The 15950-nt window shown below is 63.5% G+C and carries 14 protein-coding genes; 4 read left to right on the forward strand and 10 right to left on the reverse strand.

Going from position 1 to position 15950, the window contains the following annotated elements:
* Positions 1 to 26: 26 nt before the first annotated feature.
* Positions 27 to 455: a GNAT family N-acetyltransferase gene (locus tag NKJ32_RS16235; RefSeq protein WP_023676053.1), complete on the forward strand. Its 429-nt coding sequence runs from the start codon at positions 27 to 29 to the stop codon at positions 453 to 455.
* Here NKJ32_RS16235 and NKJ32_RS16240 read toward each other — a convergent pair whose 3' ends face one another.
* From NKJ32_RS16240 to murA, 9 genes are all read right to left on the reverse strand, one after another.
* On the reverse strand, positions 456 to 1586 hold the full coding sequence (locus NKJ32_RS16240) for an anhydro-N-acetylmuramic acid kinase (RefSeq protein ID WP_352828035.1): 1131 nt from the start codon (positions 1584 to 1586) through the stop codon (positions 456 to 458).
* Positions 1587 to 1591: 5 nt separating this feature from the next.
* A complete protein-coding gene (locus NKJ32_RS16245; RefSeq protein ID WP_352590307.1) occupies positions 1592 to 2593 on the reverse strand; it encodes a serine hydrolase domain-containing protein in 1002 nt (333 codons plus the stop codon).
* 69 nt (positions 2594 to 2662) lie between these two features.
* The gene (locus NKJ32_RS16250) at positions 2663 to 4411 is read right to left on the reverse strand and encodes an ABC transporter ATP-binding protein (RefSeq protein WP_352828038.1); all 1749 of its coding nucleotides are present in this window, start codon (positions 4409 to 4411) and stop codon (positions 2663 to 2665) included.
* Complete coding sequence (locus NKJ32_RS16255; protein WP_023676049.1) at positions 4408 to 5247, reverse strand: ABC transporter permease; 840 nt, start codon at positions 5245 to 5247, stop codon at positions 4408 to 4410. The genes NKJ32_RS16250 and NKJ32_RS16255 overlap by 4 nt, the downstream gene beginning before the upstream one ends.
* The gene (locus NKJ32_RS16260; RefSeq protein WP_352828041.1) at positions 5247 to 6206 is read right to left on the reverse strand and encodes an ABC transporter permease; all 960 of its coding nucleotides are present in this window, start codon (positions 6204 to 6206) and stop codon (positions 5247 to 5249) included. Before NKJ32_RS16260 ends, NKJ32_RS16255 begins: the two co-directional genes overlap by 1 nt.
* A gap of 34 nt (positions 6207 to 6240) precedes the next feature.
* Positions 6241 to 7761 (reverse strand): ABC transporter substrate-binding protein, encoded by a 1521-nt coding sequence (locus NKJ32_RS16265; protein ID WP_352634441.1) that lies wholly within the window; start codon positions 7759 to 7761, stop codon positions 6241 to 6243.
* A gap of 98 nt (positions 7762 to 7859) precedes the next feature.
* A complete protein-coding gene (gene murQ, locus NKJ32_RS16270; RefSeq protein WP_023676046.1) occupies positions 7860 to 8783 on the reverse strand; it encodes an N-acetylmuramic acid 6-phosphate etherase in 924 nt (307 codons plus the stop codon).
* Positions 8784 to 8968: 185 nt separating this feature from the next.
* Positions 8969 to 9859, reverse strand: coding sequence for a glucosamine kinase nucleotide-binding domain-containing protein (locus tag NKJ32_RS16275; protein WP_352828044.1), 891 nt, complete (start codon positions 9857 to 9859; stop codon positions 8969 to 8971).
* On the reverse strand, positions 9856 to 11112 hold the full coding sequence (murA, locus tag NKJ32_RS16280) for a UDP-N-acetylglucosamine 1-carboxyvinyltransferase (RefSeq protein WP_352828047.1): 1257 nt from the start codon (positions 11110 to 11112) through the stop codon (positions 9856 to 9858). Before murA ends, NKJ32_RS16275 begins: the two co-directional genes overlap by 4 nt.
* 186 nt (positions 11113 to 11298) lie before the next feature.
* Between murA and NKJ32_RS16285 the strand changes: the two genes are divergently transcribed.
* The 3 genes from NKJ32_RS16285 (at position 11299) to NKJ32_RS16295 (ending at position 14441) form a co-directional block, all read left to right on the forward strand.
* Entirely contained in the window at positions 11299 to 12147 is an 849-nt protein-coding gene (locus NKJ32_RS16285) for a MurR/RpiR family transcriptional regulator (RefSeq protein ID WP_023676043.1), read from the forward strand.
* A 242-nt stretch (positions 12148 to 12389) separates the two neighbouring features.
* On the forward strand, positions 12390 to 13499 hold the full coding sequence (locus NKJ32_RS16290) for a carbohydrate kinase (RefSeq protein WP_023676042.1): 1110 nt from the start codon (positions 12390 to 12392) through the stop codon (positions 13497 to 13499).
* A gap of 12 nt (positions 13500 to 13511) precedes the next feature.
* A complete protein-coding gene (locus NKJ32_RS16295; protein WP_352828050.1) occupies positions 13512 to 14441 on the forward strand; it encodes a pseudouridine-5'-phosphate glycosidase in 930 nt (309 codons plus the stop codon).
* Between the two features lie 35 nt (positions 14442 to 14476).
* Here the strand turns inward: NKJ32_RS16295 and NKJ32_RS16300 are convergent, their stop codons facing one another.
* Positions 14477 to 15877 (reverse strand): FAD-binding oxidoreductase, encoded by a 1401-nt coding sequence (locus NKJ32_RS16300; RefSeq protein ID WP_502902689.1) that lies wholly within the window; start codon positions 15875 to 15877, stop codon positions 14477 to 14479.
* Positions 15878 to 15950 lie beyond the last annotated feature (73 nt).

Raw genomic sequence — 15950 nt, forward strand, 5'->3', positions numbered from 1 at the left:
CCCGTCCTTCGATAGATGCTTGGTGGATGGACAATACAACGCTTGAGACAACCGCCGATCCCTTGCCGCACGAGCTGGCTTTTCTCGGAGAGCGGCTTGCGGCGTTCAACGACAGTGATGTCGGCGCCTCCTGCAGGAAGGCATTGGCCGTGTTCGTGCGCGATGAGCACGGCGCTATTGTCGCCGGCATCTCGGGATATACAGCCTGGGGCTGGCTCTATGTGCAATGGCTCTGGGTCGATGAAAAACTGCGCGGTCACCGCATGGCTGGCAGGATGCTCGAAGCGGCCGAGAGGGAGGCGATCGCGCGCGACTGTCACGGCGCCTGGATCGACACGTTCAATCCCAAGGCCGCCAAGGCCTATGAGCGCCAGGGCTATTTGCCCTTCGGCGTGCTTGCCGATTTCCCCATTGGCCGCAGCCGTATCTTCCTGCAGAAGAAATTGTTGGCTTAGTTAGCTGGCAAGGCGTCCGCCGCGCATCGGCTGGGGCACGCCGGTCGTACTGGGGAAGCTGATCGGCAAGCCTCTGAGCACGCGCACTGCCAGGAACGCAAAACACTCCGCCTCCACCGCATCGCCCTTCCAGCCAAGCGCCTCGGCCGGAACCGCTTCGACGCCAGCGCGGCTGGCAAGCATGGCCATGATCGTTGGGTTGTGTCGACCGCCACCGCTGACCACCAGCCGCTTCGGCCGGCGCGGCAGAAGATCGAGCGCCTTGCCGACGGCGGCCGCGGTGAAGGCCGTCAGCAGGGCTGCGCCATCCTCGGCGTTCATTCCGTCCGCCATCGAGGCGCCGAAATCGAAACGGTCCAGCGATTTCGGATAGGGTTTGGTCAAATACCGATGCTGCAGGAGCTTGGCCAGCCGTGCCTCGTCGACCGTGCCGGCGCGGGCAAGGGCGCCGTCGCGGTCCATTTCGCCGAGCCCCTTCGATTTGATGAAATCGTTCAGCGGTGCGTTGGCGGGCCCGGTGTCGAAGGCAACAACATTGTCCGTGCCGTCCCACCAGGTGATGTTGGCGACGCCGCCGAGATTGAGCACCGCCGTGTCGCCGGTGGCGTCGGCTTCGCGCAGCAGCGCGGCGTGATAGGCGGCCGACAGCGGCGCGCCCTGGCCGCCGGCGCGCATGTCGGCCGAGCGGAAGTCATAGGCGACCCTGGTGCCAAGGATGGCATGCATCAGCTCGCCGTCGCCAAGCTGGCGGGTCTGGCCCAGTCGGCCCACTTGCGGGGCACGGTGCAGCACGGTCTGGCCGTGGAAGCCGACGACCCCTATATCGGCCATCGTCAGCCCGTGGCTTTCGACCAGATCCTTGACCGCCGCGGACTGGGCGCGCGTCAGCGCTTCCTCTGCCTCGTGGAAGATTGCCGGTTCCGGCCCTGTGAAATTCCAGCTCCTTGCCTGCCGCAGCGTCTCTTCCAGCAAGGTCCGGATCGACTGCGGGTAGGGGGCCAGCGTGTAGATGCCGAAGTCGTCAATCCGTTCGCCGTCGGTCTTGATCAGCGCGACATCGATATTGCCGTCCAGCACGGTGCCGGTCATCAGGCCGACGGCCCACATGGGTTCGCCATTTTTCGGATTCATGGTTGTCAGGCTCCGTTGACGAGATCGCCGACCGCTTGGCGAAGCGCTGCGATCCCGCTGTTGAAATGACGTGTCGGATGGATCCGGTTGGTGAGCAAGGTCCAGGCTCTGCCTTTGTCGAAGTCGACCCACAGCCCGACACCGGTAAAGCCGGTATGCCCGATGGTTTCGGGGCTGCATAACCGGCCGCCGGACCAGCCTTCGTAGGGTCGCTCCCAGCCATGGGTGCGGGTTGCCGACAAGGGCGTGCGCATTAGCGCGATCGAACGCTGCGACGCGCCGGTCCCGTCCAGCAGCCCTTGCGCAAAGTCGAGGACCGAAGCCGCCGTTCCGAACAGGCCGGCGTGACCGGCACCTTGCAAGGCCGAGCAATTGTCGTCGTGGACTTCGCCGCAGAGCACGCGATGGCGCCATGTGCAGTCTTCGGTCGCCGCCGCTTGATCCGGTTCGGCGGAGAACGCGAAGCCCGGACCGGGATCTATGTCGCGAATGGTCTTGCCAGACAGGCGCTCCAGGACGAAGCCGAGCAGGATGAAGTTGATATCGGAATAGACCGGCTCGCCAGCCTGCCATTCGCGCTGCAGGATGAAGGCGCGCAGCAGCTCGGGGTCACGCCCATAGGTGTAGATTGGCGCGACGGCGGGAAATGGTGTCTGATGGCCGAGACACTGGCGAAACGTTACGTTCCGTTCCCAGGCTTTTTCGTCATATTGGCGAAGGTCGGGCAGGGCGGAAATCAGCGGCGCGTCGAGGTCGATGACGCCTTCTTCCGCCAGTGCCAGGATACGCGACGTGGTGAAGATGACTTTGGTCAGGGATGCCAGGTCGAACCATGTCCCGACATGCATCGGCCGTATCTTGGGCACGACTTGGGCTGAGCCGATTGCCCGGACGATGCGTTCGCCGTCCCCGTCAACTATGCCGAGCACGCCGCCCGGAATGCGCGATGCGGCCACGGCCGCTTCGAGCGGGGCGAATGCGCGGGAGAAGAGATCATGGTCGATCAACTACGCCTCCGTTTGGAAGGCAGCGATGGGGCTGTCCCTCCGGCCTTTCATATCCTTGGGCGACAATCATCACACTTCCACCTGTGCTCTATGATCCGGCCCGAATTGCTGCCAATTGGCCGGGCCCGGCTCAAACCCCAGCGGACGCACGAGCGAGGGGACCTGGCGCGTGTCCAGCTCGAAACGTTTATGCCGTCGGTCTATAGTAGGAACGGCCGCGATAAGCTGTTTGGTATAGGAGTGCTTCGGCTCCGAGAGCACCGATCTGGCATCGCCGATCTCGACAATCTGGCCGGCATAGATGACCGCGATGCGATGGGCGATCCGCTCGACGACAGCCATGTCATGCGAGATGAACAGATAGGCCAGCCCGAATTCACGCTGCAGCTCGATCAAAAGCTTCAACACCCTGGCCTGCACCGACACATCGAGCGCCGAAACCGCTTCGTCGAGGACGATAACCGAAGGATTGAGCATCAGCGCGCGAGCGATGCACAGGCGTTGCCGCTGGCCGCCGGAGAATTCGTGCGGATAGCGCTGCAGGCTGTTTTCCGGCAGGCCGACGCGTTTCAGCAGCGCGGCCATTTTCGCCCGCGTTTCAGCAGTTATCCGTCCGCCGGTAGCGATCACCGGCTCTGCGAGGAGGTTTTCGACGGTGAGTCTGGGATTGAGCGAGCCATAGGGATTCTGGAACACCATCTGCACGGGAAGGGCGCTCTGCCCGGCGGCGGCCTTGCGCGCGCTGGCCGAGATTGTGCCGCGCGTCGAGCGCACCAGCCCCAGAATCGCGCGGGCGGTGGTGGACTTTCCGGAACCGCTCTCGCCGACGACCGCCAATGTCTCGCCCGGCATTAGCTCGAAATCCACACCGTCCACGGCATGGACGGCACCGCTGGTACGGCTGAGAAAACCACCCTTGACCGGAAATCGCACTACGAGGCCATCGACCTTCAGCGCCGGCTCGGCAGCTTTTTGCTTTTCGCGTTGCGCGTCCCTGCGTGTCGCGCTGCCGCCGGCGAAATGCGGAACCGCATGTAGCAGATGCCGCGTATAGGGATGCTGCGGATCGTCCAATATCTGGTTCAATGCGCCCTGCTCGACAGCTTCTCCGCCTTGCATCACCATCACCTTGTCGGCGATGCCTGCAACCAGACCGATGTCGTGGGTGATGAAGATCATCGACATCCCGGTTTCCTGCTTCAACTCGGCGAGCAGCGCCATGATCTGCGCCTGCACCGTAACATCCAGCGCCGTCGTTGGCTCGTCGGCAATGAGGAGGCGCGGGTTGCACGCAATCGCCATGGCGATCATCACCCGCTGCAGCATGCCGCCCGACAGCTGGTTGGGCGTGTATTTCAACCGCCTCGCTGCGTCCGGAATACGCACGCGGTCGAGCGCGTCCTTGGCCGCCGCCGTTGCTTGTCGTCCGGTCAGGCCGCGATGCAGGCGAAATGATTCCTCGATCTGCCAGCCAATGGTCAGCACCGGATTGAGCGAGGTCATCGGCTCCTGGAAGATCATGCCGATTTCGCCCCCGCGGATCTTCGTCAATTGCGGCTCGGCTGCGGCTGTCAGGTCGAAGGTGCTGCCGTCGGCCCGCCTCAGCTTGATCGACCCGCCGGTGATGCGGCCGCCGCCATAATCGACAAGGCGATTGATCGACAGCGCCGTAACCGATTTGCCCGAACCGCTTTCGCCGACGATGGCCAGCGTTTCGCCGTCGGCGAGATCGAAGCTGACGCCGCGCACGACCTCATTGCCTTGCGGGTTGCGGCCGAAGCCGACGCGCAATCCGCTGACGGACAGCAGCGGGATCATGCGATCGATCTCCGCATCTTCGGGTCGAGGACATCGCGCAACGCATCGCCGAGCAGGTTGAAACCGAGGATGCCGATCATGATCGCCACGCCCGGGAAGATCATCAGCCAGGGAGCTGTCTCCATCAGATTGCGGCTGTCGCTCAGCATCAGGCCGAGCGACGCGGCGGGCGGCTGCGTGCCGAGCCCGAGGAAGCTTAAGCCGGCTTCGGTCAGCAGTGCCCAGGCCAGCGCCAGCGTCACCTGAACCGTCAGTGGCGCCACCAGATTGAGCAGCAGATGCCGTGTTACGATATAGCCCGCACTGCTGCCGAACGTGCGGGCCGCGTCGACGAACTCGCGCGCCTTGAGCGACAGAGCCGGACCTCGCACGACGCGCGTGAAGATCGGTGTGTAGACGATGGCGATGGCAATGACGCTGGTCGAGGTTCCCGGTCCCGCAACCGCGACGATCAGCAGCGCCAGCAGGATCGCCGGGAACGCCAGCACAACGTCCATGATGCGCATCACTAGGCCGTCCCAGCGGCGCCCGAACCAGGCTGCCGCCAGCCCGAGCACGGTGCCGGCCAGTGTCGCGACGGCGACCGAAAAGAAGGCCACGATGAAGGACTGGCCGATCCCGGTCATCAGGCGGCTTGCGACATCGCGGCCGAATAGGTCCGTGCCCATCCAGTAGGTGCTATCAGGCGCATGGAGCCGTTCGACCCGGTGCTGCGTCAGCGGATTGTGCGGCGTCAGCCCCAGCATGCCAAGCACGGCAAGCAGCAGATAAAGCGCAACGATCGCACCGCCGATGCGGCCGCTGGGATGCGCAAATATAGCCCGCAATGTCGCCATCAGTGCTCACTTAGCCGGATACGCGGGTCGAGCGCGACATAGGCGAGGTCGACGAGGAGATTGACGATCATGAAGTTGAAGGCGATGAACAGCACGCTTCCCTGCACCAGCGCGTAATCGCGCTGCAGGATGGCATCCAGCACCATGCGGCCGAGACCGGGCAGCGCATAGATCTGCTCGACGATGACAGCTCCGCCCAGGAGGTAGCCGAACTCTATGCCGCTCAGCGTCACGACCGGGATGAGCGCGTTGGGCAAAGCATGCCGCCAGATGACGCCGCGCGCCGAAACGCCCTTGCTGCGCGCCGTCCTGACATAGTCGTCGCTGAGCACATCGAGCATCGCCGAACGCGATATGCGGGTCACCGAAGCCGCGAAGGCAAATCCAAGCGTGACCGCAGGCAGCAACAGCTGGCCGAGATTGCGCAGCGGATCCTGCCACAGCGGCGAAAACTCGCCCATCGCCGGCAAAACGCCAAACCCCGCCGACAGCGTGTAGATGATCAGCAGGGCAAGGACGAAGTTCGGCGTCGACTGCCCGATCATTGCGACAACGCGCACGCCGAGGTCGGACAGCTTTTCGTTATGGGTGGCGGCAAAGATCCCCGCCGGCATGCCGACAAGCAGGGCGATGACCATCGACAGCAGGGCGAGTTCCAGCGTTAGCGGGAAACGCTCGAGGATGACGTCGAGCACCGGCCTGCCATAGGTGGACGAAATGCCGAGATTACCTTGGAAAAGACCAAGCAGCCAGCGCCAGTATTGGATGAACCAGGGCTGGTCGATGCCGAAATAAGCTGCAAGCGCATCGCGCTGCTGCGGCGTCAGCAGGCCGGCTTCGGTCCCCAGCATTGCCGTGATCGAATCGCCCGGAACCATCCGGATCGCCAGCAACACCACGATGGACACGCCAAGCAGGACGAGAGGGAAGGTCGCCAGTCGCCGCATCAGATAGTTCACGCGAAGAATATCCTCTCGTTCGGCATCGAAGCAGCTACTGGATCGTCACCTTGGCGAGGCTGAACAGCGAACCTGTCGGCACCGGTTCGAATCCTGCGATATTCTTCTGCTGTGCCGTGTAGCTGTAGGACGTGTAGAGCCAGATCCAGGGCGACATCTCAGTGATGTGCTTCTCGAAGTCGGCGAAGATCGCTTTGCGCGCTGCCGGGTCGGTCTCGGTGCGGCCCTTCTGCATAAGACTGTCCAGCGTGTCGTCGATATAGTTCGCCACCTTCTGCAGATTGCCCGTCTTGGTCCAGTAGCGGTTGTACATAGTGTAGGGATCGGCCCTGCCGCCGTTCAGCGCGACTGCCATGTCGAAATCGCCCTTCAGCCAGGCGTCGACATAGACGTTGAGCTCCATCATCTTGATGTCGAGCTTGACGCCGATTTCTGCGAGTTGCGACTGGATGACCTGGGCTTCCGCCGCTGCCGTCGGCGGCTCGCCGGTGGCGCCGATCACGGTCGCCGAAAAGCCGTCGGCATAGCCGGCTTCGGCCATCAACTGCTTGGCCCTCTCAATGTCGCGCTTATAGCAGAACAACTGCTTCGGATCGGTCGCCAGTGCCGGGATGGTCAGCGGGCCGGTGACCTTGCCTTCGCCGAGCGAGGCGGTGTCCAGCACTTCCTGCCGGTCGATGGCGCAGGAAATCGCCTGACGCACCTTGAGTTCGGTCATCGGCTTGCGGGAGGGATTGAGCTGCAGCACGTGATAGGCAAGCACCGGCACGCGGTTCAACTGCAGGCTGGCTTCCTTGGGCACCAGCGTGGCGACAAGCGGATCGTTGAGCAGGGCAAAATCGATCTGCTTGGTGCGCATCGCCGCCAGAATCGCCGTCTCGTCCGGCAGCACGCTGATATCGATGCCGTCGACGCCGGTCGCGCCGCCTGCCCAGTCCTTGTTGGCGACAAGCACTTCCTTGGAATTCGGATCCCATTTTTCGAGCTTGAACGGACCCGAGCCGATCGTTGTCGTGCCGATCGAGCCGGCCGCGATTTCGCTTGCCGGGACGATCGCCGCGTTGACGTCGCTCATCGCCGTCAGGATCGGCACGTCCGGCTGCGAGAGGTGGAACACGACGGTGGCGGGATCGGGCGTGTCGATGCTGGCGATCGAGAGAAAGTTGGCGCGCGCCGCAGCACCCGTCTTCTCGTCGAGTATGCGCTCGAACGATGCCTTGACGTCGGCCGAGGTCACGGCGGCGCCGTTCTGGAATTTTGCTTTCGGATTGAGCCTGAAGCTCAGCTCCTTGCCGTCCGGCGAGAACTGCCATGAATCGGCAATCGCGGGCGTGATTTGCAGGTTTGCGTCGAGCCGCACCAGCGGTTCGTAGATCAGCTCCAGCAGCCGCAGTGAGGAGAATGCGGTCTGCTTGTGCGGATCAAGCCCGGTGGCGTCCTGCGACCACGCCATATGCAGCGTCGCCGCACTCGCCTGCACCGGTAGCGCGGCGATGGCAACCATTGCCGCGAGCGTCATGCCGGTAAGCAGTTTCTTGCCAATGTGCCGTACCATTGTCGTCTCCCATTATGTTAAACCAGATGCCTTGCAGTTCCCCGGACCGCTTCAAAGGGACACACGCCCCGGAACATCGGCCCAGTATCCATGCGGTCTTACACCGTCTTTTCGCCTATCGCCTTGCGCAGGAAACCTCCCGCGTTGGCAAGCGCCTTACGTGCTTCTTCGACACCCATGCCGGTGATCGTCACCAGGATTGCCAGTTTTACATCATTGCCGGTCTGGTCGAGTGCCTGTCGTGCCTGCTGTGCCGCGCAGCCGGTCGTCTGCATCACGATCCTAACCGCCCTTGCGACAAGCTTCTTGTTGCTTGGATTGAGGTCAACCATCAGGTTCTGATAGCTCTTGCCGATGCGGATCATGCTGGCGGTAGACAGCATATTGAGCACCAGCTTTTGCGCGGTTCCCGATTTCAGCCGGGTCGAGCCGGTGAGGACCTCCGGGCCAACCACCGGAGAGATGCCAATATCGGCAATGCCGGCAATGGTCGATCGAGGATTGCAGGACAACGCCACGGTGGTGGCTCCCACTTCCTTGGCATAGGTCAGGCCACCGATCACATAAGGTGTGCGTCCGCTGACAGCGATGCCGACCACCACGTCGCCAGCGGTCAGCTTGATGTCCTGCAGCGCCTTTATTCCCTGTTTCGGATCGTCCTCGGCGCCTTCCGCAGAGTGCATCAGCGCGTCGACGCCGCCGGCGATCAGGCCCACCACCATGTCCTCGGGTACGCCGAAGGTCGGCGGACATTCCGAGGCGTCGAGGACGCCGAGCCGGCCGCTGGTGCCAGCCCCCATATAGACAAGGCGTGCACCGTTCTGGAACGCGCTCACGATCCGGTCCACGGCCGCAGCAATATCGGGGATGACCTTCTCGACGGCTGCCGCAACGCCTTTGTCCTCGTCATTGATCTTGCGCAGCACCTCGAGGGTCGGCAACAGATCGATGTCCATGGTTTTCGGGTTCCGGTCCTCGGAAATCAGCCGCTCCAGCTCCGACATCAACCCTTGTTCGACCACTTCGCTTACTTTCAAGTGCGACTGCGAGCAGGACTGTGATGCCCGCGGCAAGCGGCGTCCAGTGCCTGCACCTGGCCGTCGGCTCTGTACCGGCTGCGCCGGTTCTGTTTCGTTAACTTTTTAGAATTCGATATTCCCTCTGTCAACGGAAAGTAGGAATATTATATTCCTTGCCGAGCAAGGCATCACTGGCGGCAGAGGGATTGTCTGGCCAGGATTATGGCTCCCGAAACCGCATCGCCGTCGGCCGGCTTCAGCCGTCGGCGGACGTCGGGAGCGAGCCATGGCTCAAGCGGGCTGGACAACCCACCGAGCAACGCAATCCGCGGCGCGCCTTTTTCGAACAGCACCCGCACGAAGGTGTCGATCTGCTCGGCAGCGCCTTGCACGATCCGCCGACCGGCCGGATCGCCCTGGTCGGCATGGCGGATCACCATCGGCGCCATGGCGGCATAGTCCGTCGCGCTGGCGCGGTCCATCCAGGCCACCGCCTCGAACGGATCGTCCTTGAAGCGCTGCATCACCTCGGCCAGCAGCGCCGTCCGCTCATGCCGGCCGTCATGGGCTCGCAAGGCGAACTGCACTGCCTTCAGTCCGAGATCGGCGCCGCTGCCCTCGTCGGAAATCGGAAAACCGTAGCCGCCGACGCGCAGGTCGCGCCCTTCGACAAAGCCGAGCCCGATCGAACCGGTCCCGGCTATGACGATGGCGCCGTCCTGGCCGGAATGCGCGCCAAGGCAAGCCGCGACGCCGTCGCTGACGAAGTCGATGCTCGCAAAGGGTTGTTCGATGGCATGAAACGCCTCGAGCGCACCCTTACGGCCGATGCCGGCAACACCGATACCCGCGCGGATCCTGGCGATTTCCGCCGCCGCGAACCCTGCCTCTTCGATCGCCGCGCCAAAGGCTTTGGCAATCGAGGCCCAGGCCACCTCTATACCGAGTCGCGTTGTCGCCGGGCCCGACAGGCCTTGCCCGAGCACGGTTCCTGCTTCGTCTTCGATACGCGCCCGGCAGCCGGTTCCGCCGCCATCGACGCCCAGGAAATAATGCGGAGACGCCCCACCGGCACTCATTGCCTTATTCGTTCGATCTGGGCGCCGCACAGCCGGAGCTTGCGGTCCAACTGCTCGTACCCGCGGTCGAGATGATAGACGCGATTGATCGTCGTCTCGCCCTCCGACACCAGCGCTGCCAGCACCAGCGAGACGGAGGCGCGCAAGTCGGTCGCCATCACTTGCGCGCCCTTCAGCTTCTCGCCTCCGCGCACCAGCGCCATGGTGCCTTGCAGCTTGATATTGGCGCCGAGCCGCATCAGTTCAGGCACATGCATGAAGCGGTTCTCGAAGATCGTCTCGCGCAACAGCGAAGCGCCCTCGGCACAGCACATCAACGCCATGAACTGCGCCTGGAGATCGGTCGGAAAGCCCGGATAGGGCTCCGTCGTCACGTCGACCGCCTTGAGCGGCCCGTCTCTCGATACGATCAGCCCGCGGTCGCCCGGCCATATTTTCACACCGGCTGCTTCGAGCAGCTGGACGACGGATGCCATGTGCTCGAGCCGCGCGTGGGTCAGCTCGAGCTGACCGCCGGTGATGGCCGCTGCGACGGCATAGGTGCCGGCCTCTATCCGGTCCGGGATGATGTCGTGCGTGGCGGCGCGCCAGTCTGTGCTGCCCCCGATCAGGATGCGGTGCGTGCCGGCGCCCTCGATCCGCGCGCCCATGTCGTTCAGGCAGGCGGCAAGATCGGCCACCTCCGGCTCGCGGGCCGCGTTGAGGATCTCGGTCTCGCCGTTTGCCGTCGTCGCCGCCATCATCGCCGTTTCGGTCGCGCCGACCGACGGCGAGCTCCAAACGATGCGCGCGCCTTTCAGTCCGCCCGGCGCAGACGCGACGATCAGTCCGTTTTCGATCGCGATATCGGCGCCAAGTGCGGCAAGTGCGGCGACATGCATGTCGACCGGCCGTGCGCCGATCGCGCAGCCGCCAGGCAGCGAGACCCGGGCATGGCCGAAGCGGGCAAGCAGTGGACCGAGAACCAGCACCGTCGCGCGCATGCGCCTGACGGTATCGTAGCTTGTCTCCCTGGAAGCGGCAGCACTGGTATCGATTGTGGCGGCATGCGCCGATCTGGTGACTTCGGCCCCATGAAGGCCGACGACGCCAAGCATATTGTCGACATCCGTCACCTCAGGCAGGTTGGTCAGCTGCAGCGGATAGGGGCTGAGCAACGCCGCCGCTATTTGCGGCAAGGCCGCGTTCTTGGCGCCGGAGATCGTCACCGCGCCCTCAAGCCTGTGCCCGCCGACGATCCGCAATTTGTCCATGGCTCTGACCTAATCCCGAGCTGTCGGCGAGTCTCCGATCTTTCATGTCCGAATCGTCGACATGCCCGAAGGCTGGGCCGCAACCGCACCAGTTGAGATTTGATGGTTCATTCTTGGCTGTCAATCAGAGACGGAATAATTTATTCCTTGGCTTGGCATTGTCGATGACAGGCAATGGAGGAACGCATGTCCGTCCTGAAGAAGATCGAGGCCAAGCTCGAAGTCATGGCGCCCGGCGACCGCGAGATCGGTCGGTATATCGTCGATAATCCCGACCAGATGCTCCGCCTGTCGACGGCGGCGCTTGCCGCCGAGATCGGCCGGAGCCAGTCGAGCGTCGTCAAGTTCAGCCAGAAGCTCGGCTATTCCAGCTATCAGGAGCTTAAGCTCGCCGTCAGTGAGGCCAAGTCGCAGGAATGGCACGTGCCGGCCGGCATGATCCACGGTTCGATCGAGGTCGACGACAGCTATCTGGTCATCTTGCGCAAGCTGATCGGCAGCAAGCTCTTGTCGATGCAACAGACCGTCGCGGCCAACACCGAGCAGGAAATCGGCAAGGCCCTCGAAGCGTTGAACGGTGCGTGCCGCATTCATTTGGCCGGCGTCGGCGCATCCTCGCTGGTGGCGCGCGATTTTTCCTACAAGCTGATGAAGCTCGGCCGCAACGTGCTGCACGACAGCGACAGCCATGTGCAAATGGCCAATGTCTCGACGCTTGGACGAGGTGACGTGCTGTTCGCGCTCTCCTATTCCGGGGCGAGCATCGAAACCCTGCGGATAGCTGAACTTGCCCGCAAACGTGGCACCACTGTTATCGCCGTCACCGGACTTCGCGACAATCCGCTGAGCCGGGTTGCCGACATTCGCCTCCACACGATCGCCGATGAAGAGCGCGCGCGCTCGTCATCGATAACTGCGCGTGATGCACAACTGACGCTGACCGACCTGCTGTTCATCCTGCTCGTGCAGAAGCAGCCTGACGCCAACGAATACGTCCACAACAGCGAATTGGCCGTCTCGGTGCTGAAGGCTTAGCGCTCTTCGCCGTCTCGCGTTAAGGCCTCAGTTCCTCCCTGGCGCTGCACGCCGACAAGAGCAACTTTCGTCCTCCTTGGTGAAATAGCTTTCTTCAATGTGCTCACCCGCTTTCTTCGTCCGGCTGGCAGAGAGTCGCGGGAGCGCCGATTGGTCAAATGCCGCCGGTCGAAACAAATGTTGACAATGTCATCTGTTGTTGCGAAAGCGTTCAGCCTCGAATTTGACGGCCGGGTGAGACAATGGACGACCTTGGAGCACAGGAACAAGCGGTTCTCGACCTCATTGCGGCGAACCCATTCGCCGGCCAGCAGGACATAGCAACGGTGCTCGGCATCGCCCGCTCGACGGTCGCGGCTCACATCGTGCAACTCGTCAACAAGGGATACATTCTCGGCCGTGGTTACGTCTTGCCGACGTCCAAGCGCATGGTCTGCGTCGGCGGCGCGGTGCTCGACCGCAAGTACCACGCCAAGAAGGATCTGATTTTCGAGACGTCGAACCCGGTCGACGGCTATCGCAGCTTCGGCGGGGTTGCCCGCAACGTCGCCGAAAACCTTGCCCGCCTCGGCGTCGACATAAGCTTCGTCTCGATCGTCGGCGACGATGAAACCGGCCGCTCAATGGTGCGGCATCTGCGCGACCTCGGCGCCGATGTCAGCCAGGTCATCACCACCGCGGAACGGCCGACGGCGGAATACGCGGCCATCCTCGACCGCAACAACGACCTCGTGCTCGGCATTGCCGACATGGAGATCTTCGATCTGTTTTCGTCGTCCTATCTCGACCGCTTCTGGCCGCATCTGGCTTCGGCGACATGGGTGTTCATCGACTGCAATCTGCCGGCTGCGACCCTCGCAGCACTGATCTCGCGCAAGCAGGCCGCGCGCTTCAAGCTCGCCGTCGACGCGGTCTCGTCGCCGAAATCAGCGCGCCTGCCGAAGGACCTGACCGGCATCGATCTTCTATTCACCAATCATGACGAGGCCAATATGATGCTCGGCATGACGGATGCCGACAAGCGGCTGACGCCGGAGGAAGCAGCGGCAGCGCTGCGCGCGGCCGGCGCCGGAGAGGTGATCGTGACCGTAGGCGCGCATGGATTTGCCGTTGCGACCGAGAGCGGTGTGACGAACATGCACTCCGTCCCGGCCCAGCCCGTCGACATCACCGGCGCCGGTGACGCGATGATCGCCGGCACTCTGTACAAGGTGCTTTCGGGTGAGCCGGTCGCTCATGCCGTGCGCACCGGCGCACTGCTTGCCACACTGACCACCGAGAGCGAATCCAGCGTCCATCCCGATCTGTCGCCGCGCTTCCTTGCCGCCGGCATGTACCGCATTCCTGCCTGAAAGCGAGATGATATGAAACCTTTCCTTGTCCACCTGAACGATGAAGTCGCTGCTGCGCTTGATGAAGGCCGCGCGGTGGTGGCATTGGAATCGACGATTATCACCCACGGCATGCCATATCCGGCCAATCTGGAAACTGCCCGTGGTGTCGAGACCGTAGTGCGTGAAAACGGCGCCGTGCCCGCCACGATCGCAGTGGTCGCCGGCAAGATCAAGGTTGGCCTCGACGACCGTGAACTGGAAGAGCTGGCAGCGGCAAAGGGCGTGGTCAAGGCTTCCGGGCGCGATCTCGCCGCCATCATGGTGCGCGGCGGCTCGGCCGGAACCACCGTCTCGGCGACGATGCGGATCGCCGCTTTAGCCGGGATCGGCATTTTTGCGACCGGCGGTGTCGGCGGCGTGCATCGCGGCGCCGAAGCCACTTTCGATATCTCCGCCGACCTGACCGAACTCGGCCAAACCGGCACGACCGTCGTCTGCGCCGGAGTTAAGTCGATCCTCGATATTGCGAAGACGCTGGAATATCTGGAAACTCAGCGCGTGCCGGTGATCGCCTATGGGAGCGATGATTTTCCGGCTTTCTACACCCACTCCAGCGGGCTCAAGGCCGATCATCGCCTCGACACGCCCGACGAGATCGCGCGAGCCATGCTGCTGCATGACGAGATGGAATCCGGCACCGGCATTCTCGTCGCCAACCCTATCCCCGAAGCGGACGCGCTCGATCCGGCGTTCATCGACGGCACGATCGCAGCGGCCGTGGCTGAGGCCGAGAAGCGCGGCATCGGGCGCAAGGAACTAACGCCATTTCTGCTCGCACGCATCAATGAGCTTTCGCAAGGCCGCAGCCTGAAGGCCAACATCGCGCTGGTCCGCAACAACGCCGCGCTTGCTGCCCGCATTGCGGTTGCGCATGCGGAATTGAAGAGCGCGACCAGATAGAGACAGTATCCGGCCAGCGCTACCGGCCTTCGATTTCAGCCCGGCGCCAGGTCGAAGATGCGCCCGGCATTGAGGATGTTGTTCGGGTCGAAGGCTGCTTTCAGGCGGCGCATGGCCGCGATCTCGGCGTCGCTGCGCACAAGGTGCAGCCATTCCTTCTTGTCGAGGCCGATGCCATGTTCGGCCGAAACGCCACCGCCGGCGGTGGCACCACCGCGGTACACGATGCCGTATGCGGCCGCCGGATCCGCGGTGCGGACCTGATAATGCAGATTGCCATCGCCGAGATGGCCGAAGACGTAGATGTCGGCGCCAGGGTCGACGGCCCTGATGGCGGCTTCTGTTTCGCCCAGGAAAGTCGCCATTCTCGCCAGTGGGATGCTGATATCGACGCCGATCAGGCCTGCCATCGAAAACAGGAAACGGTTGGCCTCTTCTCGCACCGCCCAGAGCGCCCGGAATTCGCGCGGCGATTGCGAGACGACCACGTCGTCGATCACGCCATCTTCAACCGTCTGCATCAGCACCGCGGCAAAACGTTCGCCGTCGCGGTCGGGCTCGCTGCCCTGTATCTCGGCAAGCACATAGACGGGCGAGCCGGCGGGCAGCGGCGCCAGCGCCTCCATGCCGGCGATCATGGCGCCATAGAGCGGTGCGAAATTCACCTCATAGGCCGATAGCAAGGGCCCGAGCTTCCGCCTGAGCAGCGCAAGCAACGTGATCGCCGCGTCCAGCGAAGCAAGCGCGCAGAAGGCGTTGATCTCGGTGGCCGGCTTCGGATGCAGCCGCAGGCATGCGCGCGTGACCACGCCGAGCGTGCCTTCGCTGCCGATGAACAATTGGCTGAGGTCGTAGCCGGAGTTGTCCTTCGCCAAACCCTTGAGCGAGGTCAGGATACTGCCGTCGGCAAGCACCGCTTCCAGGCCAAGCACCTGAGCCCGGTACATACCGTAGCGCAGCACGCGGATGCCGCCGGCATTGGTGGCGACATTGCCACCGACGGTGGCCGTGCCGCGCGCTCCGATGTCGACGCCGAACAGCAAGCCGGCCGCATCGGCGGCTTCCTGCACCGCTTGCAGCGGCGCGCCGGCCTCGGCGATGATGGTCGCCGCCTCGCGGTCGAGAGCTTCAACGGAAGTCATGCGCTCCAGCGACAGCACAGCTTCGCCGGGTTGGATGCGAGCGCCGCCGGCAAGCCCGGTCCGGCCACCCTGGACCACAAGCCTCTGCCCCGCCTCATTGCACAGGCGCAGTATGTCCGACACCTCGCCGGCAGTGCGCGGTCGCAGCACGACCTCCGGCCGCGCACCGGTCTTGCCGTCGGGGTCTTCCCTGTAACGCGGCCCGGCCTCATCTGCCGAGACGATCGCCGACCGATCCAGCCGACCCTCAAGTCGCGACAGAAGTTCGGCGGTTCGCGAGGAGAGGGCGCTCACGGATGCTATTGGCGCGCAGATATCGATGCAACGCACGCGAAGACCGCTGAGAATTGCAGGAGCGGCTTGACGC

Source organism: Mesorhizobium sp. M0159 (assembly GCF_040322295.1).
Taxonomy (GTDB): domain Bacteria; phylum Pseudomonadota; class Alphaproteobacteria; order Rhizobiales; family Rhizobiaceae; genus Mesorhizobium.